The organism is Bradyrhizobium sp. UFLA05-153, assembly GCF_054185185.1.
Genome location: NZ_JBBIAM010000025.1, coordinates 31,826 through 54,240, shown reverse-complemented (window position 1 = coordinate 54,240; position 22,415 = coordinate 31,826). Strand labels below are relative to the sequence as shown.

Annotated in this window: 17 protein-coding genes; 8 read left to right on the top strand and 9 right to left on the bottom strand. The window is 65.3% G+C overall.

Going from position 1 to position 22,415, the window contains the following annotated elements; all coding sequences use genetic code 11:
- Positions 1–452 precede the first annotated feature (452 nt).
- Both gltB and Q2941_RS17335 read left to right on the top strand, forming a co-directional pair.
- Positions 453–5,189, top strand: a complete 4,737-nt coding sequence (gene gltB / locus Q2941_RS17340) for a glutamate synthase large subunit (RefSeq protein ID WP_027522257.1) — start codon at positions 453–455, stop codon at positions 5,187–5,189.
- A 150-nt stretch (positions 5,190–5,339) separates the two neighbouring features.
- Entirely contained in the window at positions 5,340–6,791 is a 1,452-nt protein-coding gene (locus tag Q2941_RS17335) for a glutamate synthase subunit beta (RefSeq protein WP_027522256.1), read from the top strand.
- 204 nt (positions 6,792–6,995) lie between these two features.
- Here the strand turns inward: Q2941_RS17335 and Q2941_RS17330 are convergent, their stop codons facing one another.
- Positions 6,996–8,744, bottom strand: coding sequence for an outer membrane beta-barrel protein (locus tag Q2941_RS17330; protein ID WP_458193220.1), 1,749 nt, complete (start codon positions 8,742–8,744; stop codon positions 6,996–6,998).
- A gap of 201 nt (positions 8,745–8,945) precedes the next feature.
- Here Q2941_RS17330 and Q2941_RS17325 point away from each other — a divergent pair, with 201 nt between their 5' ends.
- On the top strand, positions 8,946–9,953 hold the full coding sequence (locus tag Q2941_RS17325) for a KpsF/GutQ family sugar-phosphate isomerase (RefSeq protein ID WP_027522254.1): 1,008 nt from the start codon (positions 8,946–8,948) through the stop codon (positions 9,951–9,953).
- Positions 9,954–10,165: 212 nt separating this feature from the next.
- Here the strand turns inward: Q2941_RS17325 and Q2941_RS17320 are convergent, their stop codons facing one another.
- Positions 10,166–10,720, bottom strand: a complete 555-nt coding sequence (locus Q2941_RS17320; RefSeq protein WP_027522253.1) for a carboxymuconolactone decarboxylase family protein — start codon at positions 10,718–10,720, stop codon at positions 10,166–10,168.
- Between the two features lie 71 nt (positions 10,721–10,791).
- Between Q2941_RS17320 and Q2941_RS17315 the strand changes: the two genes are divergently transcribed.
- Entirely contained in the window at positions 10,792–11,112 is a 321-nt protein-coding gene (locus tag Q2941_RS17315; RefSeq protein WP_027522252.1) for a winged helix-turn-helix transcriptional regulator, read from the top strand.
- Positions 11,113–11,297: 185 nt separating this feature from the next.
- Here the strand turns inward: Q2941_RS17315 and Q2941_RS17310 are convergent, their stop codons facing one another.
- From Q2941_RS17310 to hemH, 4 genes are all read right to left on the bottom strand, one after another.
- Complete coding sequence (locus Q2941_RS17310; RefSeq protein WP_458193219.1) at positions 11,298–11,741, bottom strand: NfeD family protein; 444 nt, start codon at positions 11,739–11,741, stop codon at positions 11,298–11,300.
- 20 nt (positions 11,742–11,761) lie between these two features.
- A complete protein-coding gene (locus Q2941_RS17305; protein ID WP_458193218.1) occupies positions 11,762–12,760 on the bottom strand; it encodes an SPFH domain-containing protein in 999 nt (332 codons plus the stop codon).
- A gap of 195 nt (positions 12,761–12,955) precedes the next feature.
- Complete coding sequence (locus Q2941_RS17300) at positions 12,956–13,936, bottom strand: ABC transporter substrate-binding protein (RefSeq protein ID WP_458193217.1); 981 nt, start codon at positions 13,934–13,936, stop codon at positions 12,956–12,958.
- 10 nt (positions 13,937–13,946) lie between these two features.
- Positions 13,947–14,984 carry a ferrochelatase gene (gene hemH, locus Q2941_RS17295; protein WP_027522248.1) on the bottom strand — a complete coding sequence of 346 codons (1,038 nt, stop codon included), beginning with the start codon at positions 14,982–14,984 and terminating at the stop codon, positions 13,947–13,949.
- A gap of 85 nt (positions 14,985–15,069) precedes the next feature.
- On the opposite strand from hemH, the gene Q2941_RS17290 reads away from it, so the two are divergent.
- Complete coding sequence (locus tag Q2941_RS17290) at positions 15,070–15,468, top strand: MAPEG family protein (RefSeq protein WP_458193216.1); 399 nt, start codon at positions 15,070–15,072, stop codon at positions 15,466–15,468.
- Positions 15,469–15,650: 182 nt separating this feature from the next.
- Here Q2941_RS17290 and Q2941_RS17285 read toward each other — a convergent pair whose 3' ends face one another.
- Genes Q2941_RS17285 through Q2941_RS17275 form a run of 3 tightly spaced genes read right to left on the bottom strand, consistent with a single transcriptional unit; the run spans position 15,651 to position 19,491 of the window.
- Entirely contained in the window at positions 15,651–16,766 is a 1,116-nt protein-coding gene (locus Q2941_RS17285; protein ID WP_458193215.1) for a nickel/cobalt transporter, read from the bottom strand.
- Positions 16,763–17,401, bottom strand: a complete 639-nt coding sequence (locus Q2941_RS17280; RefSeq protein WP_027522245.1) for a DUF1007 family protein — start codon at positions 17,399–17,401, stop codon at positions 16,763–16,765. The genes Q2941_RS17285 and Q2941_RS17280 overlap by 4 nt, the downstream gene beginning before the upstream one ends.
- Positions 17,401–19,491, bottom strand: a complete 2,091-nt coding sequence (locus tag Q2941_RS17275) for a M3 family metallopeptidase (protein ID WP_027522244.1) — start codon at positions 19,489–19,491, stop codon at positions 17,401–17,403. Before Q2941_RS17275 ends, Q2941_RS17280 begins: the two co-directional genes overlap by 1 nt.
- A 138-nt stretch (positions 19,492–19,629) precedes the next feature.
- Here Q2941_RS17275 and Q2941_RS17270 point away from each other — a divergent pair, with 138 nt between their 5' ends.
- The 3 genes from Q2941_RS17270 to Q2941_RS17260 all read left to right on the top strand — a co-directional run bounded on the left by Q2941_RS17270 (position 19,630) and on the right by Q2941_RS17260 (position 22,402).
- The gene (locus tag Q2941_RS17270) at positions 19,630–19,884 is read left to right on the top strand and encodes a hypothetical protein (protein WP_027522243.1); all 255 of its coding nucleotides are present in this window, start codon (positions 19,630–19,632) and stop codon (positions 19,882–19,884) included.
- Positions 19,885–20,544: 660 nt separating this feature from the next.
- On the top strand, positions 20,545–21,687 hold the full coding sequence (locus Q2941_RS17265; RefSeq protein ID WP_027522242.1) for a type III PLP-dependent enzyme: 1,143 nt from the start codon (positions 20,545–20,547) through the stop codon (positions 21,685–21,687).
- Between the two features lie 130 nt (positions 21,688–21,817).
- Positions 21,818–22,402: a GNAT family N-acetyltransferase gene (locus Q2941_RS17260; RefSeq protein WP_458193214.1), complete on the top strand. Its 585-nt coding sequence runs from the start codon at positions 21,818–21,820 to the stop codon at positions 22,400–22,402.
- Positions 22,403–22,415 lie beyond the last annotated feature (13 nt).

Below are 22,415 nucleotides of genomic sequence, written 5' to 3'. Positions count from 1 at the left end.
CTTTCGCTTGTTCAGCCATGGCGCGCCTTTCGAAGGGCTGATCCGAAGCTTCCCCCGGGATTCCGACGCCCTCAGGGCCGGATCGCGGCGCGTTTGCCTTAAATCCGGGGCGGACCTGATGCGGGAAAGCGCGTGATTGACACCTTGGGAATCGGGACTTTTGCGTGCTTGTGTGCTAGACAAAATTTTGGCAAGGTGATGGTTAGGACAGGAAAGCTGTCTTAATTCCGCTTGTGATCCCGGCACAGGGATTGCAACGCAAAGCGGCGCTCTCGAGCGCCAAGAAGTTGCAGGCTAAAGCCGTTCTCGGGGACGTGGAACGCCCAGGCCTGAATTTAAGAAAATGCGGCTCGCAACGGACGAGCGGTGGCCCAAAGAGCGGGTGCCGCGGTACGCCCAAGGTGCGCCGAAGATGGCGGTGAGACAGCTTGCCGCATGAAGAGGACGGAACAATGAACGGGTCGCAATTCGAGCGCGCAAACATCGTGGCAGAAGAGCTGTCGGCGACGGTCGCCTCGAAAACGACTGATCGTCCGCTTGAAAAGCACACGTACCGCCCGCCGGCCGAAGGCCTGTACGATCCGACCCTGGAAAAGGATTCCTGCGGCGTCGGCTTTATCGCCAACATCAAGGGCAAGAAGTCGCACCAGATCGTCTCGGACGCGCTCAGCATCCTCTGCAACCTCGAGCATCGCGGCGCGGTCGGCGCCGATCCGCGCTTCGGCGACGGTGCCGGCATCCTCGTGCAGATCCCGCACGCCTTCTTCACCCGCAAGGCCAAGGAGCTCGGCTTCTCGCTGCCCGCTCCGGGTGAATACGCCATCGGCGCGCTGTTCATGCCGCGCGACAGCGCCTGGCGCAACGTCATCAAGAGCATCATCACCGATCAGATCAAGGCCGAAGGGTTGAAGCTGCTCGGCTGGCGCGACGTGCCGACCGACAACTCCTCGCTCGGTGTCACCGTGAAGCCGACCGAGCCGAACCACATGCAGGTGTTCATCGGCCGAAACGGCGCCGCCAAGACCGACGAGGAGTTCGAGCGCCGGCTCTACATCCTGCGCAAGTCGATCTCGCAGGCGATCTATCAGCGCCGCGACCGCGGCCTCGCGGGTTATTACCCCTGCTCGATGTCCTGCCGCACCGTGATCTACAAGGGCATGTTCCTCGCCGATCAGCTCGGCAAGTATTATCCCGACCTGCACGAGAAAGATTTCGAGAGCGCGCTCGCGCTCGTGCACCAGCGCTTCTCGACCAACACCTTCCCGACCTGGTCACTGGCGCATCCCTACCGGATGATCGCGCATAACGGCGAGATCAACACGCTGCGCGGCAACGTCAACTGGATGGCGGCGCGTCAGGCTTCCGTGAGCTCCGAGCTCTACGGCAAGGACATCAGCCGCCTCTGGCCGATCTCCTATGAAGGGCAGAGCGACACCGCCTGCTTCGACAACGCGCTCGAATTCCTGGTGCAGGGCGGTTACTCGCTGCCGCACGCGGTGATGATGATGATTCCGGAGGCGTGGGCCGGCAATCCCCTGATGGATGAGAAGCGCCGCGCCTTCTACGAATATCACGCCGCCCTGATGGAGCCGTGGGACGGCCCGGCCGCGATCGCCTTCACCGACGGCCGCCAGATCGGCGCCACGCTCGACCGCAACGGCCTGCGGCCCGCGCGCTATCTCGTGACCAAGGACGACCGCATCGTGATGGCGTCCGAAATGGGCGTCTTGAAGATTCCGGAGGACCAGATCGTCACCAAGTGGCGGCTCCAGCCGGGCAAGATGCTGCTGGTCGACCTCGACCAGGGTCGCCTCATTCCCGACGACGAGATCAAGGCTGAGCTTGCCAAGAGCCATCCCTACAAGGAGTGGCTCGACCGCACCCAGATCGTGCTGGAGGAGCTGCCGAAGGCGCCGACCACCGGCGTGCGCTCGAACCTGTCGCTGCTCGACCGGCAGCAGGCGTTCGGCTACAGCCAGGAAGACATCACGATCCTGATGACGCCGATGGCCTCCACCGGCGAGGAAGCCACGGGCTCGATGGGCAACGACACGCCGGTCTCGGCGCTGTCTGCCAAGCCCAAGCCGCTGTTCACCTACTTCAAGCAGAACTTTGCGCAGGTCACTAACCCGCCGATCGACCCGATCCGCGAGGAGCTGGTGATGAGCCTGGTCTCGATCATCGGACCGCGGCCGAACTTGTTCGATCTGCAGGGCCTCGCCACCACCAAGCGCCTCGAAGTGCGCCAGCCGATCCTGACCGACGCGGATCTCGAAAAGATCCGCTCGATCGCCGATCTCGGCGATACCCACTTCAAGTCGCGCACGCTCGACACCACCTTCCATGCCGGCCTCGGCGCGGCCGGCATGGACCAGGTGCTCGACGAACTCTGCGCGCGTGCGGAAGCCGCGGTGCGCGAAGGCGTCAACATCATCATCCTGTCCGACCGCATGGTCGGCACGGACCGCGTGCCGATCCCCTCGCTGCTGGCCTGCGCCGCCGTGCATCATCATCTGATCCGCACCGGCCTGCGCACCTCGGTCGGCCTCGTCGTCGAATCCGGCGAGCCGCGCGAGGTGCATCACTTCGCCTGCCTTGCCGGTTACGGCGCGGAGGCGATCAATCCCTACCTCGCGTTCGAGACCATCATCGCGATGAAGGACCGCCTGCCCGGCCCGCTCGACGACTACGAGATCGTCAAGCGCTACATCAAGTCGATCGGCAAGGGCCTGCTGAAGGTGATGTCCAAGATGGGCATCTCGACCTACCAGTCCTATTGCGGCGCCCAGATCTTTGACGCGGTCGGTCTGAAGGCGGACTTCGTGTCCAAGTTCTTCGCCGGCACCCACACCCGCATCGAGGGCGTGGGTCTGGCCGAGATCGCGGAAGAGGCCGTGCGCCGCCATGCCGACGCGTTCGGCGAGGCGCTGGTCTACAAGACCGCGCTGGATGTCGGCGGCGAATATGCCTACCGCACCCGCGGCGAGGACCACGCGTGGACGGCCGAATCGGTGTCGCTGCTCCAGCACGCCGCCCGCGGCAATTCGCAGGAGCGCTATCGCGCCTTCGCGAAGATCCTCAACGAGCAGTCGGAGCGCCTGTTGACGCTGCGCGGCCTGTTCCGGATCAAGAGCGCGGAAGAAGAGAAGCGCAAGCCCGTGCCGCTCGACCAGGTCGAGCCGGCCAAGGACATCGTCAGGCGTTTCGCCACGGGTGCGATGAGCTTCGGCTCGATCTCGCGTGAGGCGCATACGACGCTTGCGATCGCCATGAACCGGATCGGCGGCAAGTCGAACACCGGCGAAGGCGGCGAAGAAGCTGACCGCTTCAAGCCGCTGCCGAACGGCGACAGCATGCGCTCGGCGATCAAGCAGGTCGCCTCGGGCCGGTTCGGCGTGACGACGGAATATCTCGTCAACTCCGACATGATGCAGATCAAGATGGCGCAGGGCGCCAAGCCCGGCGAAGGCGGCCAGTTGCCCGGCCACAAGGTCGACGCGACGATCGCCAAAGTCCGGCATTCGACGCCGGGCGTCGGCCTGATCTCGCCGCCGCCGCACCATGACATCTACTCGATCGAGGACCTGGCGCAGCTCATCTACGACCTCAAGAACGTTAACCCGACGGGCGACGTCTCGGTCAAGCTCGTCTCCGAGATCGGCGTCGGCACGGTGGCCGCGGGCGTTGCCAAGGCGCGCGCCGACCATGTCACCATCGCGGGCTTCGAGGGCGGCACTGGTGCATCGCCGCTGACCTCGATCAAGCATGCAGGCTCGCCCTGGGAGATCGGTCTTGCCGAAACTCACCAGACGCTGGTGCGCGAGCGGCTGCGCAGCCGCATCGCGGTCCAGGTCGACGGCGGCTTCCGCACCGGGCGCGACGTCGTGATCGGTGCGCTGCTGGGGGCCGACGAGTTCGGCTTTGCGACCGCGCCGCTGATTGCGGCCGGCTGCATCATGATGCGCAAGTGCCATCTCAACACCTGCCCGGTCGGCGTCGCCACCCAGGACCCCGTCCTGCGCAAGCGCTTCACCGGCCAGCCCGAGCACGTGATCAACTACTTCTTCTTCGTCGCCGAAGAGGTTCGCGAGATCATGGCGAGCCTTGGCTTCCGCAACTTCAACGAGATGGTCGGCCAGACCCAGATGCTCGACCAGACCCGCCTGGTCGCGCATTGGAAAGCCAAGGGCCTCGACTTCTCGAAGCTGTTCGTCAAGCAGAAGGAAGAGAAGGGCCAGAAGATCTATCACTCGGAGCGCCAGAACCATCATCTGGAGGCCGTGCTCGATCGCAAGCTGATCGAGAACGCGACGCCCGCGCTCGACCGCGGCGCGCCCGTGAAGATCGAGGCCGAGATCAACAACACCGATCGTTCCGCCGGCGCGATGCTGTCGGGCGCGGTGGCCAAGATCTACGGCCATGCAGGACTGCCGCATGACACGATCCATGTCAGCCTCAAGGGCACCGCCGGCCAGGCCTTTGGCGCGTGGCTCGCCCACGGCGTCACCTTCGAGCTCGAGGGTGAAGGCAACGACTATGTCGGTAAGGGCCTGTCGGGCGGCAAGATCATCGTCAAGCCGCCGCGCAACGGCGGTATCGTGCCGGAAGAGAGCATCATCGTCGGCAACACCGTGATGTACGGCGCGATCGAAGGCGAGTGCTACTTCCGCGGCATCGCCGGCGAACGTTTTGCCGTGCGCAATTCGGGCGCCGTGGCGGTGGTCGAGGGCGCGGGCGATCATTGCTGCGAATACATGACTGGCGGCATCGTGGTCGTGCTCGGCAAGACCGGGCGCAACTTCGCGGCCGGCATGTCCGGCGGCATCGCCTATGTGCTCGACGAGGCCGGCGATTTCGACAAGCTCTGCAATCTCTCGATGGTCGAGCTCGAGCCGGTGCTGTCGGAGGAACTGATCAACGCCGGCACCTACAACCACTCCGGTGATCTCGAGGCGCATGGCCGGGTCGACGTGTTCGAGAACCTGCTCGATTCCGACGTCGAGCGCTTGCACGTCCTGATCTCGCGCCATGAAAAGGCGACCGGCTCCAGGCGCGCGATCGAGATCCTCGCGAACTGGAAGGAATGGCTGCCCAAATTCCGCAAGGTGATGCCGGTCGAGTACCGGCGTGCACTGCGCGAAATGCAGGCCAACGCGGACGCCGAGCCGAAAATCGCGATCGGCGCGTAAGTCTAACCCCTCGTGGGCAGAGGCGGCGCGAAAGCGCCGTCTCGAACCATGAGGCCTCCATCCGGGCCGTCATCCTTCGAGACGCGTATTCCGCGTTCCTCAGGAATGGGGTTCGAAATGAAAAACGAAGCGGCAGGGACTACGGGTTTAATGGGCAAGATCACGGGCTTTCTCGAAATCGAACGGTATGATCGCAAGTACACCCCGGTCGCCGAGCGCTTGAAGCATTTCAAGGAATTCGTCGTTCCGCTCTCGGAGAAGGAAACGCGCGACCAGGCCGCGCGCTGCATGAATTGCGGCATTCCCTATTGCCACGGCACCGGTTCGGTCGCGCCGGGCACGCCCGGCTGCCCGGTCAACAACCAGATCCCCGACTTCAACGACCTCGTCTACCAGGGCAACTGGGAAGAGGCTTCGCGCAACCTGCATTCGACCAACAATTTCCCGGAGTTCACCGGCCGCATCTGCCCGGCGCCGTGCGAAGCCTCCTGCACGCTCAACATCGACGACAACCCGGTCACCATCAAGACCATCGAGTGCGCGATCGTTGACCGCGCCTGGGAGAACGGCTGGCTGAAGCCGGAGATCAACACCGAGAAGACCGGCAAGAAGGTCGCGGTGATCGGCTCGGGTCCGGCCGGCATGGCCTGCGCACAGCAGTTGGCACGCGCCGGTCATGACGTGCATCTCTACGAGAAGTACGCCAAGGCCGGCGGCCTTCTGCGTTATGGCATTCCCGACTTCAAGATGGAAAAGGACATCATCGACCGCCGCGTCGCGCAGATGGAGGCGGAGGGCGTCACCTTCCACTACAACAGCCATGTCGGTGCCGCCGGCAACGTCGATCCGCGCGAGATGCTCAACGAGTACGACGCCATCGCGCTGACCGGCGGTGCGGAAGCGCCGCGCGACCTGCCGATCCCTGGCCGCGACCTCGACGGCATCCAATACGCGATGGACTTCCTGCCGCAGCAGAACCGCCGCAACTCCGAGGAGCCTTTGAACGGCGTCACCGACATCCTCGCCGGCGGCAAGCATGTCGTCGTCATCGGCGGCGGCGATACCGGCAGCGACTGCATCGGCACCTCGCTGCGCCAGGGCGCCAAGTCCGTGACCCAGCTCGAGATCATGCCGGCGCCGCCCGAGCGCGAGAACAAGGGCCTGACCTGGCCGAACTGGCCGCTCAAGATGCGGACGTCCTCGAGCCAAGCTGAAGGCGCAATCCGCGAATATGCCGTGCTGACGCAGAAGTTTTCCGGCGAGAACGGCAAGGTCAAGAAGCTGCACTGCGTGCGCGTCGACGACAAGTTCAAGCCGATGGCCGGCACCGAATTCGAGCTCGATGCCGAGCTCGTGCTGCTCGCCATGGGTTTCGTGCACCCCGTGCACGAGGGCCTCTTGAAGCTGCTCTCGGTCGACCTCGACCCGCGCGGCAACGTCAAGGCGAACACGCTCGACTACCAGACCTCGCGCCCCAACGTGTTCTCCGCCGGCGACATGCGCCGCGGCCAGTCGCTGGTGGTGTGGGCGATCCGCGAGGGACGCCTCTGCGCGCGGTCGATCGACACGTTCCTGATGGGGAAGACGGATTTGCCGCGATAAGTTTTCGCGAGCTGGCTGCCACATGTGAGACTGTCATCGCCCGCCTTGTGCGCAATTGCGCACTGGAGCGGGCGATCCGGTATTCCAGAGACGTCAAACGTATACGGATCAGCCGCGGCGTACTGGATACCCTGCCTTGGCGAGGCATGACGGCGGAGTGCGTAGCGGGCACGTGTCCGCCAATACAATCACTCTTCCTTCACGTCAATTCTGCAACCTCACCCCCAGCATCACCACGGTCGCCTGCGAGCTCGACAGCGGGACGTTCGAATTCAGGATGTCGTGGCGCAGGGTACCTTTGACCCAGAGGTTGCGGTTGAGCTTGTAGATGAGATCGCCTTCGATCGAGTACGTTTTGTCCTTACGCACATTCTCCTGGTAGTCATACGTGCCGTAGGTGAACTTGCCGATGCCGGTCAGCCAACGACGGAAGTCGTGATCGACTTCAACGGCGTAAGTGCGCACCAGGATGCCCGGGGAGCCCACAAGCGTCGTCTCCTGGATCTGAGTGTCGGAATTGAATCTCACGGTGGTCAGTCCGCTCGCGTTCCAGACCAGCGAGCCCGTGGTCAGGAAGCCGCTGAGCTGGCTGAGCCTTGGATCGACATAGTTGCGCGCGGCGTAGCCGATCGAGATTTCTCCGGTGAGGATGCGCGAGAACTCGAAGGACGTGCCGACCTTGGCGTAGCCACCGTTTGAATCGCGCAAATAGCCATTGCGGTCGGCAGCCTGGTCGTGCACGCGGGTGTCGCCCTCGATCTCCAGGAATGGCTTCAGGCCCGGCTTGGGATCGTAGGAGAAGCGCCCCACACCACCATACTGGTTGAAGTCGCGGTCGTCGTTGCTGGAAACCGTGCCGTCGGTGAGCTTGGAGTTGGTGTACGCCGTGCGGTCGACCGTGGCACCGGCGGCGACCTCGAAACGATTGAAGGTCTGGTCGACGCCGAGTGTCGTGCCGTAGGTGGCGTAGATCGGATATCTCTGAAGTCCCGCCTGGATGTTCGGGCTACCGGGATTGTCGGTGGCAAGCCGCAGGCGGAGCTCCGAAGTCAGCCTGAGATCGCGGTCGACGTCGATGCGGCCGTCGATGTGGCCGGTGAAATCCGGGCGGTTGATCTCGACGGGCGCGGGCGAGGCGATGCCGTCGATCGTCGCAGGCAACTGGTTGCCATAGCCGGTGAAGGATCCGCGCAGGTCCGCGACCAGCGCGTGGCGCTCCCAGTCGGACATCACGACGAGCTCGGGTGCCACGACATAGAGCGGCGAGCCGATCGGCTTGTTGAGGCGCGCCGGATTGGTGTCGTAGCCGCCGGAGAGCTCGAGCGCGCCCTTGATCAGGAAGCTGCCGGCGTAATCGCCGACGGGGCCGAAGGGATCATCGTCGAGCTTGAGGCGCCGGCGCAGCGGCTGGCCGGGCACTGTGCCGGCCATCGCCGCCGGCACCGGCGTCTTGTTGGCGGTCTCCGACGGCGGCGGCGCGATGCGCGGCAGGCCGATGCCAGGTGCGGACGTCGCGGCCGGAGCCGGGGTGCCGGGACCCGGCGCGCGTTTCGGCTTCGGCTGCCCCGGATAAAGCTTTGGCTGCTGCCGCTTTCGATTGAGCGAGTCATAACCCGAGGCGCCAGAGCCATTGGCGGCGGGCAGGCCATAGGTCGGCACCTGGCCGACGCGCGAGGGCGCCGGTGTGTCCCTGCTCTTGCGCGGATCGGCGCCGGGATCGGGCAGCGCCGGCAAGCCATCCGACGGGGGCTGCGCGAACGTCGTCGTGGCCGTGCGCCGCGTGGGGAGCGTGTCCGGCGAGACGAAGCCGCCGCGGTTCGGATTGAAGAGGTCCGGTGTGAGGCTCTGGGCGGCGGCGGGCGCGCGCTCCAGCATGGTCAGCGCAAGGCATGGCAAGACGGCGCGCAAGACGTGCGCGCGCTTGCTCCGGCTCCTGCCTGGAGACGACCCCACGATGGAAAAAAACTCCAACGAATTCCGACACTTCTGCGATGGCTCCCGCGGGGGACGCGGGAACCATCGTTAATGGAGTTAAAACAATTATGGTTAATGACCCGTTGAGGGCGGACCTCCTCACGTCGCCTCCCCGCCGCGGCCGTGCTAAGCAGGCAGCCACGCGCAAACCGGGTTTGCCCCTCTTCCCTGGATCAAAACATGCCGAGCTCGAAACCGCTGATGACCCCATCATCCGGCCCCGCCTCCTCCGACATCGAATCCGCGCTGCGCACGCTGGAGACGGAGAGCGGCGGCATCGGCGCGCTCGCGACCGCGCTGAAGGGGCCGCTAGGGGCGAGCTTCACAGCGGCGATCGACAAGATCCGCAACGCCAAGGGGCGCGTCGTCGTCACCGGGCTCGGCAAGTCCGGCCACATGGCGCGCAAGATCGCAGCGACGCTCGCCTCGACCGGCACGCCCGCCTTCTTCGTCCACGCCGCCGAAGCCGGCCATGGCGACCTCGGCATGATCACCACCGACGACGTCATCATGGCGCTGTCCTGGTCCGGCGAGCAGCCGGAGATGAAGAACCTCGTGAATTACTCGGCGCGCTTTGCGATTCCCATGATCGCGGTGACGTCGAACGCAGGCTCCGCGCTCGGACAGGCCGCCGATATCGTGATCGAGCTGCCCAAGGCGCGCGAAGCCTGCCCGCACAATCTGGCGCCGACCACCTCGACGTTGATGCAGGCCGCGATCGGCGATGCCATCGCGATCGCGCTGCTCGAAGGCCGCGGCTTCACGGCGCTGGAGTTCGCGCATTTCCACCCCGGCGGAAAGCTCGGCGCGATGCTGAAATTCGTCCGCGACTACATGCGCACCGGCACGGAGATCCCCGTCAAGCCGGTCGGCACGAAGATGTCGGAAGCGGTGGTCGAGATGTCGGCCAAGGGTTTGGGGTGCGTCTGCATCGTGAGCAGTACGGGCGAGATCGCCGGCATCATCACCGACGGCGATTTGCGCCGGCACATGCGGCCGGATCTGCTGACCGCGACGGTCGACGACATCATGACGAAGCAGCCGAAGACCGTGCCGCCCTCCATGCTCGCGACCGAGATGATTGAGGTGCTGAACACGCGCAAGATCACGACGCTGATCGTGGCCGAAGCGAGCAAGCCGGTCGGCATCGTGCACCTGCACGATCTGTTGCGGGCCGGCGTGGCTTAAGCCAACTCTCGTCATCCCGGGGGCATCGCGCAGCGATGAGCCCGGATCCATTCATCCGCGTGACCCGTGGCGAAATGGATTCGGGGCTCGCGCCAAGAGGCGCGCCGCGAAATGACACGGAGGATGTAGGGCGCGCACTGCCTGCCTCCTCTCCGTCATTGCGAGCGCAGCGAAGCAATCCAGACTGTCACCGCGGAGAGATTCTGAGACGCTTAGTTCGCCGGAAATCGCGCCGCCTTCTCCTCCAGCGGCAATCTCAGCCCGTTCGCCAGATACGACACCGTCCGATAGACCCCGCACAGCATCATGATCTCCAAAATCTGGGCGTCGTCGTAATGCGCTGCGAGCGCGGCAAACTCCACGTCATCAAGCGTTGCGCGGTGATGCAAGGCATCGACGGCCGCGATCAGCGCCTGCTCGGCCGTAGACCAGCAGGCTGAAGTCGCCTCGCCATGAGCGGTGGCGCGGACCTGTTCATCCGTGAGACCCGCAGCTCCCGCGAAGATCGCGACATGCACGCCCCATTCATATTCGCATGTGTTCAGCGCGCAGGTGCGGTCGATGACGATCTCGCGCTCGCGCAACGACAGCGGCCCCGGATCCAGGAGGCTGCCGGCACGGAACTTGTCCCAGGCGCGCTTGTGTCCCGCCATCACCCGGAACAGCATCAGGGGTGGCGCGCCGCGCATGATGCGGTTGAACTGCTCATCGATCTCGGGCGGATAAGGCGGATCCAGCGGCGCGATGCGCGACATCGTCTGTGACATGGCCGATCCCTCTGCTACAATAATTGTAGCGATACGCTACACTATCCGTAGCAGCGCGCAAGGGGGGCGACATGGCGAGACTGGCAGGGCAACGCAGCGTACGCGGCTCGCGCACGGGCCGGCCGATCATGGCCCTGCTGGACCTCTTGGGGAAACGCTGGAGTCTGCGGATCCTCTGGGAATTGCGCGGCGCTCCCCTCACCTCCCGCGCGCTCCGCAGCGCCTGTGACGAGGCATCCCCCACGGTGCTACAAGCCCGGCTCACGGAGTTGCGCGAGGCGGGCTTCGTGGAGCTCGGAGATGCCGGGGGCTACAGCCTGACGCCGCTCGGGCGGGAATTGTGCGAGACCTTCATGCCGCTGCACCGGTTTGCGGAAAGGTGGAGGAAGTAGAATTCGAACAGCCGCGCACCTCAACTTCCCTTCGCCCCTTGTGGGAGAAGGTCGCGCGAAGCGCCGGATGAGGGGTTGCATCCACAAACTCGATCGCGAGAAGCACACGCGGAGAGAGACCCCTCACCCGTTTCGCCGCTCCGCGGCGATCCACCCTCCCCCGCAAGGGAGGAGGGTAAGAGGAGCTACGCCGCTGCCACCGTCAGGTTCGCGCCGTCGACCTGCACCACCTTCACCCGCGTGCCGGCTGGTGTATCGGGGCCGGCGACGCGCCAGACGGTATCACCGATGCGCACGGTGCCGCTTCCATCGATGATCGGCTTCTCCAACGTGAACTCGCGGCCCAGAAGCGCCTCGGTGCGCTTGTTGAGGTGCGGGCTCGCGCTGGTGTCGATCCTGCCGCGCGCGAGGCGCCGCCATAGCGGGACTGCGGCGGCGGCGAACAGCGCGAACATCACGAGCTGCACCTGCCAGGCGGGATGGGCGGCGAACGAGACCAGCCCGACCAGCAGCGCAGCGAGCCCGAGCCAGAACAGGAACACGCCCGGCGCGAACACCTCCAGCGCCATCAGGATGAAGCCGAAGATCAGCCAGTTCCAGGTGCCGAGGGTGACGAACATGTCGGTCATGACACGACCTCTGGGTTATCTTATTGCTGCGGCGGCACTACCGGCGGCGAGCTTCCCGCCGGCGGCACCGAGCCGCGGCGGGCGGCGGCGGATGTGGACGCCGCGCTCTCGCCGAAGGTCGCCTTGGCGATCTCGCCGATGCCGGCCAGCGAGCCAAGCAGGCTCACGGCTTCCATCGGCAGCATGATGATCTTCTGGTTCGGGGCCTCCGCAAATTGCCCGAACGCCTTGATATATTTGTCGGCGATAAAATAGTTCAATGAGGCGACGTCGCCCTTGGCGATCGCCTCCGACACCATCAGCGTCGCCTTGGCCTCGGCCTCCGCGAGGCGCTCGCGCGCTTCGGCGTCGCGGAATGCGGCCTCCCGGCGGCCCTCGGCTTGCAGGATCTGGCCCTGCTTGGCGCCCTCGGCGCGCAGGATCTCGGACTGCCGCTGACCTTCGGCAGCCAGAATGTCGGCGCGCTTGACGCGCTCGGCCTTCATCTGCCGGCCCATGGCCTCGACGAGATCGGCCGGCGGCACGATGTCCTTGATCTCGATGCGGTTGACCTTGACGCCCCAGGGCGAGACCGCGGCGTCGACGACGCGCAGCAGACGCTCGTTGATCTCGTCGCGATGCGACAGCACCTGGTCGAGATCCATCGAGCCCATCACCGAGCGGATGTTGGTCATGGTCAGGACCGTGATCGCGTTGTTGAGGTTGGCGACCTCGTAGCTCGCTTTCGCAGCATCAAACACCTGGTAGAAGGCAACGCCGTCCACGCTCACCGTCGCGTTGTCCTTGGTGATCACCTCCTGCTCGGGAATGTCGATCACCTGCTCCATCATGTTCATCTTGCGCCCGACGCGATCGAAATAGGGCACGATCAGGTTGAGCCCCGGCGACAGCGTCTGGGTGTATTTGCCGAACCGCTCGATGGTCCAGTCGTAGCCCTGAGGCACCGTCTTCACACCGGCAAGCAGCGTGACGATGACGAGAAACACCAGTGCAATAGCAAAAATATCGAAACCGCTCATAGGTCCTCCAAGGCGGGAAAAGGCGTTTCCCGCGCCGTTCATTGGTCGGGTTTTCGTCCCGACCGGTTCAGCGGCACTCTTTACGTCGGCCTGCGGCGATCATTTCACAAGACGCACGAAGCCGGAACGACGGCCATTAAGTATTGGCGGGAAGGCTCTTGAAAGGCGGCCGGGCCACCCCAACGGATGCGCCTGCTACTCGATGACCTCGTCGGCGATCGCAAGCAGCGCCGGCGGGATGGTGACGCCGAGCGTTCGTGCAGTCCGCAAGTTGATCGCAAGCTCGAATTTGGTCGGGTTTTGCACCGGAAGATCGGCAGGCCTTGCGCCCTTCAATATGCGGTCGATATAGGCGGCGGCGCGCCGCACCTGCTCGGCGCTATCGGTGCTGTACGACATCAGGCCGCCCTCATCGACGAAGGTCCGGCTCCAGTAGACCGCAGGGATGCGTGCCTCGGCGACCGCCGCCTGGAGGCGCGCGCGATTCGCCAGCGTGAAGAAATCGGGCAGGACGAGCAGGCCTTCGCCCTTGCGGGCCGCGAGCGCCGCGATCGAGGCCGCGTCATGGACCGGCACTGGGTCGACCGACACGCCGAGCGAGCGGGCCGCCTGTTCGATCGCGGGCAGCATGAGGCCGGCGAAAGGCGCCGTGGATGGATTGTAGACCACGGCGATGCGGGAGACTTTCGGCGTGATCTGCGTCAGCATCTCCAGCCATTTGCCGGCCATCGGCCCGTCATAGTCGGTGAAACCGGTGATGTTGCCGCCCGGATGCGAAAGGGTTTTGACAAAACCCTGGCCAACGGGATCCGTGACGACGGCGAACACGATCGGCGTTGCCGCGACGCGCTTGCGCAATTCCACGACCGACGGCGTGCCGATGGCGAGCAGGATGTCGGGATTGAGCGCAAGCAGCTCGCCGGCCTGCCGCGCGATCAGCGCCCGATCGCCGCCGCCATGGCGCCATTCGATCCGCAGATTGTCCTGCTCCTTCCAGCCAAGTGTAGCCAGCGCATCGGTCAGGATCGTCGCGCGCATCTGCCCGATCGCGTCATCGGCTGCCGTCACTGTGAGCACGCCGAGCCGGCGCAGCCCGGCCGGCGCCGGCTGCGCCACCGCCGGCAGCGGCAGCAGCGCGGCGCAGCCGAGAAGTGCCAGAACCTCGCGCCGCTTCATGGGGCGCCCCTCAGATCCAGCCCTGCAGCTCGCGTAGCACAAGGGTGCGGATCACGTCCATGCCGGGCTCGCTGTCGTTGAGGCAGGGGATCGCGGCAAACGCCTCGCCGCCACCGTGCTTGAAGATCTCGGCATTCTCCTGCGCGATCTCCTCCAGCGTCTCCAGGCAGTCGGCGGCAAAGCCCGGCGTCACCACCGCGATGCGGCGCACGCCTTGCTGCGCCAGGCGCTTCATGGTCGCGTCCGTATAGGGCTGAAGCCACTCGTCATTACCGAAGCGCGACTGGAAGGTGAGCAGCAGCTTTGAGGCGTCCATGCCGAGCCGGCGGCGCAGCGCCTCGGTCGTCGCCACGCAGTGGCTCTCGTAGGGATCGCCCTTGTCGACATAGGATTTCGGCATGCCGTGGAAGGAGGCGACGATCAGCTCCGGCTTGAACGGCAAGCTCGCCAGGCTCGCCTCAATCGAGGTCGCGAGCGCCTCGATATAGGCCTCGTCCTCGTAGTAAGGCGGCGTCACCCGCAGCGTCGGCTGCGCGCGCAGGCGGGCGAGAACGCGAAACACCTCGTCGCAGACGGTCGCCGAGGTCGAGGCGGAATATTGCGGATAGAGCGGCACCGCCAGGATCCGGTCGCAACCTTGCGCGACCAGCTCATCGATGCCGGACTTGATCGACGGGTTGCCGTAGCGCATCGCCCAGTCCACCACGACATGCGCGCGGTCGGCGAGTGCGGCGGCGAGCTTGTCGGCCTGCGAGCGGGTAATGGTCTTGAGCGGCGACTCGTTCTTCTCGGTGTTCCAGATCTTCTGATAGTCGAGCGCCTTGCTGCGCGGCCGGCTGCGCAGGATGATGCCGTTCAGCACGAACTGCCAGACCAGGCCCTGGTCCTCGATGACGCGGGGATCGCTCAGGAATTCCTTGAGGTAGACGCGCACGCCCGGGGCATCCGCGGTGTCGGGCGTTCCGAGATTGACGAGCAGCACGCCGACACGCGAAGCGGCCGGAGCTGCGGTGGCCTTCGATGTGTCGATCGGGAGAACGCGCGTCATGGCCCAACGGGTTCGCGCGTTGGGCCGAACTTGTCAAGATTGGGCCGACTTCGCTAGGGTTTCGGGGGTGCAGGGGGAAGGAACCATGACGCACGCGGAATGGTGCATATTTGGAGCGCTGCTGCTCTATCTTGCGACGATCGCCTCGATCAAATGGATCAGGTTCGGTCGTTTCGACAATTCGAAACCGCGCGACCCGGCCTTCTATGAGGATGCCATCTCGCAGCGCGCGCTGGGCGCGCACCAGAACGGCATCGAGACCTTCCCGTTCTTCGCGATTGCCGTGCTGCTCGCCGAATTCCGCGATTCCCCGCAGCGCCTGGTCGATGAGCTCGCCGCGCTCTTCCTGATCGTGCGGGTCGCCTACGTCTTCACCTATCTCGGCAACCGTCCGACGCTGCGGTCGATCCTCTGGAGCATCGGTTTTGCGATCAATGTCGCGATCTTCTTCATGCCCGCCCTGAAGCGGTTTCTGCCGGTGTGACTTCTCTCTTCCCTTCTCCCCTTGCGGGAGAAGGTGGCGCGACGCGCCGGATGAGGGGCTATCTCCGCGCGTTCAGGTTGAGTGATTCATGCGTGGAGAGAGAGACCCCTCACCCGTCTCGCCGCTGCTTCGCAGCGCCGAGCCACCCTCTCCCACAAGGGGAGAGGGAAAAAGAGTGCATCTCAAAAACACGTCGTGCGTTCGGCGGCGAGGTAGCCCAGCAGCAGGCCTGCGCCGAACAGCAGCACGAGGCCGGCGGCCGCGAATTCGATGCCGCGCATGAAGAGCGCGCCGCCGCCGTCGCGGCCGGCGCTCAGGCGCCGGGCGACGTCCTTGGCGGAGACGGCGATGACCGCAATGGTCGCGACCGTGATCGCGGTGCCGAGCCCCATCAGGAAGGTCGCGGCGATGCCGGCCCAGAACAGTCCCTGGGCGAGCGCGAACACCAGCACCAGGATCGCGCCCGAGCAGGGGCGGATGCCGACGGTGAGGATTGCCGCGAGGCCACGCCGCCAGCCGCCGGGGCCGGCAAGCTCGCCCGGCGTGGGGCCATGGGAGTGGCCGCAATGCTCGCCATGGACCTGGTCGTGGGCATGCGCGTGGCCATGGCCGTGGTGGTGATGGTCATGGTGGTCGTGACCATGACCATGCTCGTCATGATGATTGTGATGGTGGCCGTGATGATCGTGGTGATGCGGCACGCCGGCTATCGCGGGCACCGGCTGAGAGGCCTGGAGTGCGCGGATGAAGGCGCCGCCCTTGACCCAGACGAGGCGGAGCCCAAACGCCGCGATCAGGGCGTAGCTGGCGATCTCGATCACCTTCTCGGCGCTGCACATGGTCTTGGCGGTCGCGTTCAGCGCCCAGGCCGCGATGCCGACGATGAGGACCGCGACCAGCGACTGCATCAGCGCCGAGGCAAAGGACAACACGATGCCGCGCCGTGCCGTTTCCTGGTTGGCGACGAGGTAGGAGGAGATCACCGCCTTGCCGTGGCCGGGGCCGGCGGCATGGAAGATGCCGTAGGCAAAGGAGATCGCGAGCAGCGTCCACACCGCCGAGCCGTCCGATTTCGCGGCGCGGATGGTCGCCGACATCTCGCGGTAGAACTCCGACTGCTTGGCCAGCAGCCAGCCGACGACGCCGCCGGCCTCCGGCTCGGGCGCCGGGCGCGGCCCGCCGAAGGGGTTTTGCGCGAAGAGATCATGAAGCGCCGCATCGACGGCCCAGACCGCGACAAGGACGGCCGCGCCGGTGCCGAGTGCACGCGCAAGCGGAAAACGAAGGAAAGAGGTCACGGGCAATCCACGGTGATCTTGTTGGCGAACATCATGCCGAAGTTCGAGTTTTCGCCGTTCATGAAGGTCTGCTCGTTGAGCTTCTGGGCGCTCGCGGTGCCGTCATTCGGCCGCTCCAGCTTCATCTGGCAGCCGGCGGGCGCGCCGACCAGCCTGACCGGGTTGTCCTTGGCCATCTGGAAGTCGATGAAGAAGGAGCGGTCGAACACCTCCAGCACGAGCTGTTTCGGCTTCAGCGGCGTCTTCAGCGGCAGCGTGAAGTGCAGGGTCAGCACGGTGTCCCTGTAGTCGAGGAAATAGTCGACCGGCTCATTGAAGCGCTCCTTCTTGCCGTCGGCCTTGGCGAAGGTGAAGTAGGCATATTCCTTCAGCGACTCGACGTTGGTCTGGGCAAGCGGAGCCAGCTCCTCGCGCGTGTAGCTGCCCTTGGTCTTGCCCTCGAGCCCCTGGGTCGCATAGGCCGAGAACATGTCGTCGAAGGTCCAGGCGTGGCGGACACCGGTGATCGAGCCGTCAGGGGCGTAGATCAGCTCGCTGGTCGCGGTGATCCAGACATGCGGATGCGCCTGCGCCACCCCCGCCGCAAGCGAGAGGCCAGCGGCGAGCAGCCATCCGAACAGGGCGCGCATGCCCATCAGGCCGCCTGCGCGGCGTCGAGCAGGCCGCGCCGGCGCAGCAGCGCATCCGGCTCGGGCGGCCGGCCACGGAAGGCCTCGTAGGCGGCTTCCGGATCGACCGATCCACCGGTGGAGTAGATGTCGTCGTGCAGGCGCTTTGCCACCGCCGGATCGAAGATGTTGCCGGCCTCCTCGAAGGCGCCGAAGGCGTCAGCGTCCATCACTTCCGACCACATGTAACTGTAATAGCCGGCAGCATAGTGGTCGCCGGAGAAGATGTGGCCAAATTGCGTGGGCCGGTGCCGCATCGCGATCTCCCCGGGCATGCCGATCTTCTCGAGCTCTTGTCTCTCGAAGGCGCGCACGTCCTGCGCGGCCGCCGCCGGCTGGGTGTGGAATTCGAGGTCGAGAAGTGCCGAGGAGACGAATTCGACGGTGGCAAAGCCCTGGTTGAACTTGCGCGCCGCGAGGAAGCGCTGGAGCAGGTCGTCGGGCAGCGGCTCGCCGGTCTGATAGTGGCGGGCGAACTGTTGCAGCACCTCCGGCCGCTCCTGCCAGTGCTCATAGAGCTGGGAGGGCAGCTCGACGAAGTCGGTGAACACGGAGGTGCCCGACAGCGACGGATAGGTCACGTTGGAGAGCATGCCGTGCAGGCCGTGGCCGAATTCGTGGAACAGGGTGCGGGCATCGTCGGGCGACAGCAGCGAGGGCTCCCCGCCGGCTCCCTTGGCGAAGTTGCAGACATTGATGACGAGCGGCGCGGTCTCGACGTCGAGCTTCTGCTGGTCGCGCAGCGACGTCATCCAGGCACCGGAGCGCTTTGATGGCCGGGCGTAGTAGTCACCATAGAACAGCGCCTTGTGCTTGCCGTCCCGGTCCTTTACCTCCCAGACGCGGACGTCCGGGTGCCAGGCCGGGACATCCTTGCGCTCCTCGAAGGTGATGCCGAACAGGCGCGTGGCGCAGTCGAAGGCCGCCGCGATCATGTGATCGAGCGTCAAGAATGGCTTGATCGCGGCGTCGTCGAAATTGGCGCGCTGGAGGCGCAGCTTTTCGGCGTAGTACCGCCAGTCCCAGGGCGCGAGCTGGAAATTACCGCCCTCGGTCGTGATCAGCGCCTGCATCTCGTCGCGATCGGCGAGCGCGCGCGCCCGCGCGGGCTTCCAGACCCGCTCCAACAGGACCCGCACCGCGTCCGGCGTCTTGGCCATCGAATCCTCGAGCCGGTAGGCGGCGAAGGTCGGATAGCCCAGGAGATTGGCGCTCTCCTCGCGCAGCTTCAGGATCTCGACGATGGTCTCGTTGTTGTCGTTGGCGTTGCCATTGTCGCCCCGCGCGGTGAAGGCCTTGTAGACCTTCTCGCGCAGGTCGCGCCGCGCCGAGCCCTTCAGGAATGGCTCGACCGAGGAGCGCGACAGGGTGACGATGGCCTTGCCGGCCATGCCGCGATCTTCTGCCGCAGCCTTGGCGGCCGCGACGAAGCTCTCGGGCAGGCCCTGGCGGTCGTCCTCGCCGAGCTCCATGAACCACTCCTGCTCGTCACCGAGCAGATGATGGCTGAAGCTGGTGCCGAGCTGGGCGAGCTTCTCGTTGATCTCGGCCATGCGCGCCTTGGCCTCTTCGGAGAGGCCGGCGCCGGCGCGGTGGAAGCGGGTGTAGGTGCGCTCGAGCAAGCGAAGCTGCTCCGGCGTCAGATTGAGGCTGGTGCGATTCTCGTGGAGCTGGGCGATGCGGCCGAACAGCACCGCATTCATCATGATCGGATTCCAGTGCCGCGCCATCCGCAAGGAGACCTCCTTGTCGATCTCCAGGATCGCCGGATTGGAGTGCGCGGAGACGAGGTCGTAGAACACGGCCGAGACCTTGTTGAGCAGCTTGCCGGAGCGCTCGAGCGCCGTGATGGTGTTGGCGAAGTCGGGGGCTGCCGGATCATGGACGATCGCCGCGATCTCCGCGGAGTGATCGGCGAAGGCCTGCTCGAAGGCCGGTAGGAAGTGCTCCGGGCTGATCTCGTCAAACGGCGGGGTTGCGAATGGCGTCACCCAGGCCTTCAGAAGCGGGTTCGTCTCGGCCGGCGCGGCGCCGGTATTTTCGCTGGGTTCTGACATGACTTGTCCCGTTTTTTTGAGCTGGGTTTGTTGCAGCCAGCTATAGCACGCGATGGGGCTTTTTTGCGCCATTTGGCCTTGCTCCCGGGCCCCTTTTCGGGGAGATTGCGGCCCTCAAAGACCACGGATCTAAAGCTCATGAACGCGCCTGCCTCCTCCTCCCGCCGGATCGTCTGGCCGAGCGTCATCACCGTCATTAGCGCCGCCATCCTGATCGGCGCCGAGGTGTTCGGCGCGGCGTTTGCCGGCGGCTGGGCGCTCGCAATTCTGTTCGGGCTCGACGACACCGGCGCGCACATCGTGCAGGCCGTGCTGTTCGCACTCGGCGTGCTCGTCATGACCGCGTTCATCCGCGCGGCTCAACGCGTCGAGCCGTTCACGAAGCGCGCGTGAGGCGACGCGCGCGAGCACGACACGCTTCGCAGCGCGCGCAAACTTAACAGCCGTTCATCTTCAGCGTCGCTCGCGCATCACAGCGCAAGCAGTCGTTAGGCAATTCTGCTCTCAGCCTAAAAAATTTCTTGCGAAGCAGAGTCAAAACGCTTATGTGCGTTCTTGCCCAATTTCGCACGTGCCTGTGGTCGTGTGTCAGTCGGTAGGTATCCGGACAAGAGGCCGGACAGCCGCCAAGGGGTGAAGAAGCCGAGGGGCTCTTCGGAAGTGCAGAAGTCGGAAGACTGAAGCAAACCCGGAGCGTCCAGCATCTCTCTCAAAGAGATGCCTAGTCGAAGGTGACTTTGCTCTTTGCAACCGTGACTGGCAGCCGGAGGCGAACCGGCGCACCTCGTTCTCAACGGGGGACGCGACTTAAAGCAACGACGGATCGGGCTTTTTTGGTCTCTACCGGCATTCCAACGCCGGCGCGGGCTACTGAAAAGGCTTGTCCTTCATTGCCAGGTGAGCGGGCGGGAAAATTCCCAACCAATCCACGGCAGCACAATTCGGTCTCGGGTTCTCGGCCCTGTCGCGTCTCCATCGTGCGGCAGCGCCAAAGCACCCCTGTCCGAGAACATTTTGAACGGGCTCCGTCGCTGGGGCCGTTTGGAGGGTGCTATGACCGATCGCATCAGGGATTTCCTGCGCAACCGCCGCAGCGAGGGCCTCGACACCGAGCCGTGCCTCGTCGTCGACCTCGAGGTCGTGCGCGACAATTACCAGAGCTTTGCCAAGGCGCTGCCCGACAGCCGCGTGTTCTATGCCGTCAAGGCGAACCCCGCGCCGGAAGTGCTGGCGCTGCTGGCGTCCATGGGCTCCTGCTTCGACACCGCAACCGTCGCCGAGATCGAGATGGCGCTGGCCGCGGGTGCGACGCCCGACCGCATCTCCTTCGGCAACACGATCAAGAAGGAGCGCGACATCGCGCGCGCCTTCGCGCTCGGCATTCGGCTGTTCGCGGTCGATTGCGCTGCCGAGGTGGAGAAGGTCGCCCGCGCCGCCCCAGCTGCGAAGGTGTTCTGCCGCATCCTCTATGACTGCGCCGGCGCCGAGTGGCCGCTGTCGCGCAAGTTCGGCTGCGACCCGGAAATGGCGGTCGAGGTGCTCGACCTCGCCAAGCGTCTGGGCCTGGAGCCGTGCGGCATCTCCTTCCATGTCGGCTCGCAGCAGCGCAAGGTGAAGGCGTGGGACCGCGCGCTGGCGATGGCCTCGCAGGTGTTCCGCGACTGCGCCGAGCGCGGCATCAACCTCTCGATGGTCAACATGGGCGGGGGCTTCCCGACCAAGTACCTGAAGGACGTGCCGCCGGTGGTGACCTACGGCCGGTCGATCTTCCGCGCGCTGCGCAAGCACTTCGGCAACCAGATCCCCGAGACCATCATCGAGCCGGGCCGCGGCATGGTGGGCAACGCCGGGGTGATCGAATCCGAGGTCGTGCTCATCTCGAAGAAGAGCGACGAGGACGAGGTGCGCTGGGTGTATCTCGACATTGGCAAGTTCGGCGGTCTCGCCGAGACCATGGACGAGTCGATCCGCTACGCCATCCGCACCCCGCATGACGGGGCGGACATGACGCCGTGCGTGCTCGCAGGCCCGACCTGCGATTCCGCCGACGTCCTGTACGAGAAGAGTCCCTATCCGCTCCCGGTGACGCTCGAGATCGGCGACAAGGTGCTGATCGAAGGGACCGGGGCCTATACGTCGACCTACTCGTCGGTGGCGTTCAACGGCATCCCGCCGTTGAAGACGTATCACATCTGATCCGCCTCGCTTTCGAGGCCTGATAAACCGGGGGGCCGGCTTGCCGGCTCCCTTCCCTGATATTGCGATTTCTGACGACGCTTGTGCTCGTGGACGCATGTCCGCGGCTCCAAGCGAGGACTGACGTGTCATGACTGCTCTTCGGAAGCCACAGGTCGCCCTCACCTCGAAAGCCGCTCCGTTCGCGATCCGTGCGGAGCGTGCTGCCGACGTTGCGATGCGTGAAGCGCTGCTCGATGCCTGCTTTGGCGAGAACCGCCACGGCCGCACCTGCCAGCGCCTGCGCGACGGACGTGCACCTGCCGCAGGCCTTGCCCTGTCGGCGATGCGCGAGGGGAAGCTCGTGGGAACCGTGCGGCTGTGGCACGTCAGCGCCGGAGGCAGGCCCGCTCTGGTCCTCGGACCGCTCGCGGTCGATCCTGCCTGCCGCGAGCTCGGGATCGGCGCCGCGCTGATGCATCAAGCGCTGGCCGCCGCCCGGGCGCGCGGGCATGCCGCCTTGATCCTGCTCGGCGATGCCCCGTATTACGCCCGCTTCGGCTTCTCGGCCGAGAAGACCGGCGCGCTCTCGCTGCCCGGCCCGTTCGAGCGCGAGCGGCTGCTCGGCCTCGAATTCCAGGCGGGCGCACTGGACGACGCGGCCGGGATGATCGTTCCGACCGGCGCAACGCTGCCCAAACGGCGGGCAGCGCGTCTGCACGCGCACGCGGCCTAGTCTAAAAGCGGAC

Coding starts and splice junctions, on each gene's coding strand:
- Q2941_RS17275 (WP_027522244.1), bottom strand. CDS start 19,491: ATGTCAGAACCCAGCGAAAATACCGGCGCCGCGCCGGCCGAGACGAAC.
- Q2941_RS17335 (WP_027522256.1), top strand. CDS start 5,340: ATGGGCAAGATCACGGGCTTTCTCGAAATCGAACGGTATGATCGCAAG.
- Q2941_RS17280 (WP_027522245.1), bottom strand. CDS start 17,401: ATGGGCATGCGCGCCCTGTTCGGATGGCTGCTCGCCGCTGGCCTCTCG.
- Q2941_RS17290 (WP_458193216.1), top strand. CDS start 15,070: ATGACGCACGCGGAATGGTGCATATTTGGAGCGCTGCTGCTCTATCTT.
- Q2941_RS17265 (WP_027522242.1), top strand. CDS start 20,545: ATGACCGATCGCATCAGGGATTTCCTGCGCAACCGCCGCAGCGAGGGC.
- gltB (WP_027522257.1), top strand. CDS start 453: ATGAACGGGTCGCAATTCGAGCGCGCAAACATCGTGGCAGAAGAGCTG.
- hemH (WP_027522248.1), bottom strand. CDS start 14,984: ATGACGCGCGTTCTCCCGATCGACACATCGAAGGCCACCGCAGCTCCG.
- Q2941_RS17310 (WP_458193219.1), bottom strand. CDS start 11,741: ATGACCGACATGTTCGTCACCCTCGGCACCTGGAACTGGCTGATCTTC.
- Q2941_RS17320 (WP_027522253.1), bottom strand. CDS start 10,720: ATGTCACAGACGATGTCGCGCATCGCGCCGCTGGATCCGCCTTATCCG.
- Q2941_RS17325 (WP_027522254.1), top strand. CDS start 8,946: ATGCCGAGCTCGAAACCGCTGATGACCCCATCATCCGGCCCCGCCTCC.
- Q2941_RS17305 (WP_458193218.1), bottom strand. CDS start 12,760: ATGAGCGGTTTCGATATTTTTGCTATTGCACTGGTGTTTCTCGTCATC.
- Q2941_RS17270 (WP_027522243.1), top strand. CDS start 19,630: ATGAACGCGCCTGCCTCCTCCTCCCGCCGGATCGTCTGGCCGAGCGTC.
- Q2941_RS17315 (WP_027522252.1), top strand. CDS start 10,792: ATGGCGAGACTGGCAGGGCAACGCAGCGTACGCGGCTCGCGCACGGGC.
- Q2941_RS17260 (WP_458193214.1), top strand. CDS start 21,818: ATGACTGCTCTTCGGAAGCCACAGGTCGCCCTCACCTCGAAAGCCGCT.
- Q2941_RS17300 (WP_458193217.1), bottom strand. CDS start 13,936: ATGAAGCGGCGCGAGGTTCTGGCACTTCTCGGCTGCGCCGCGCTGCTG.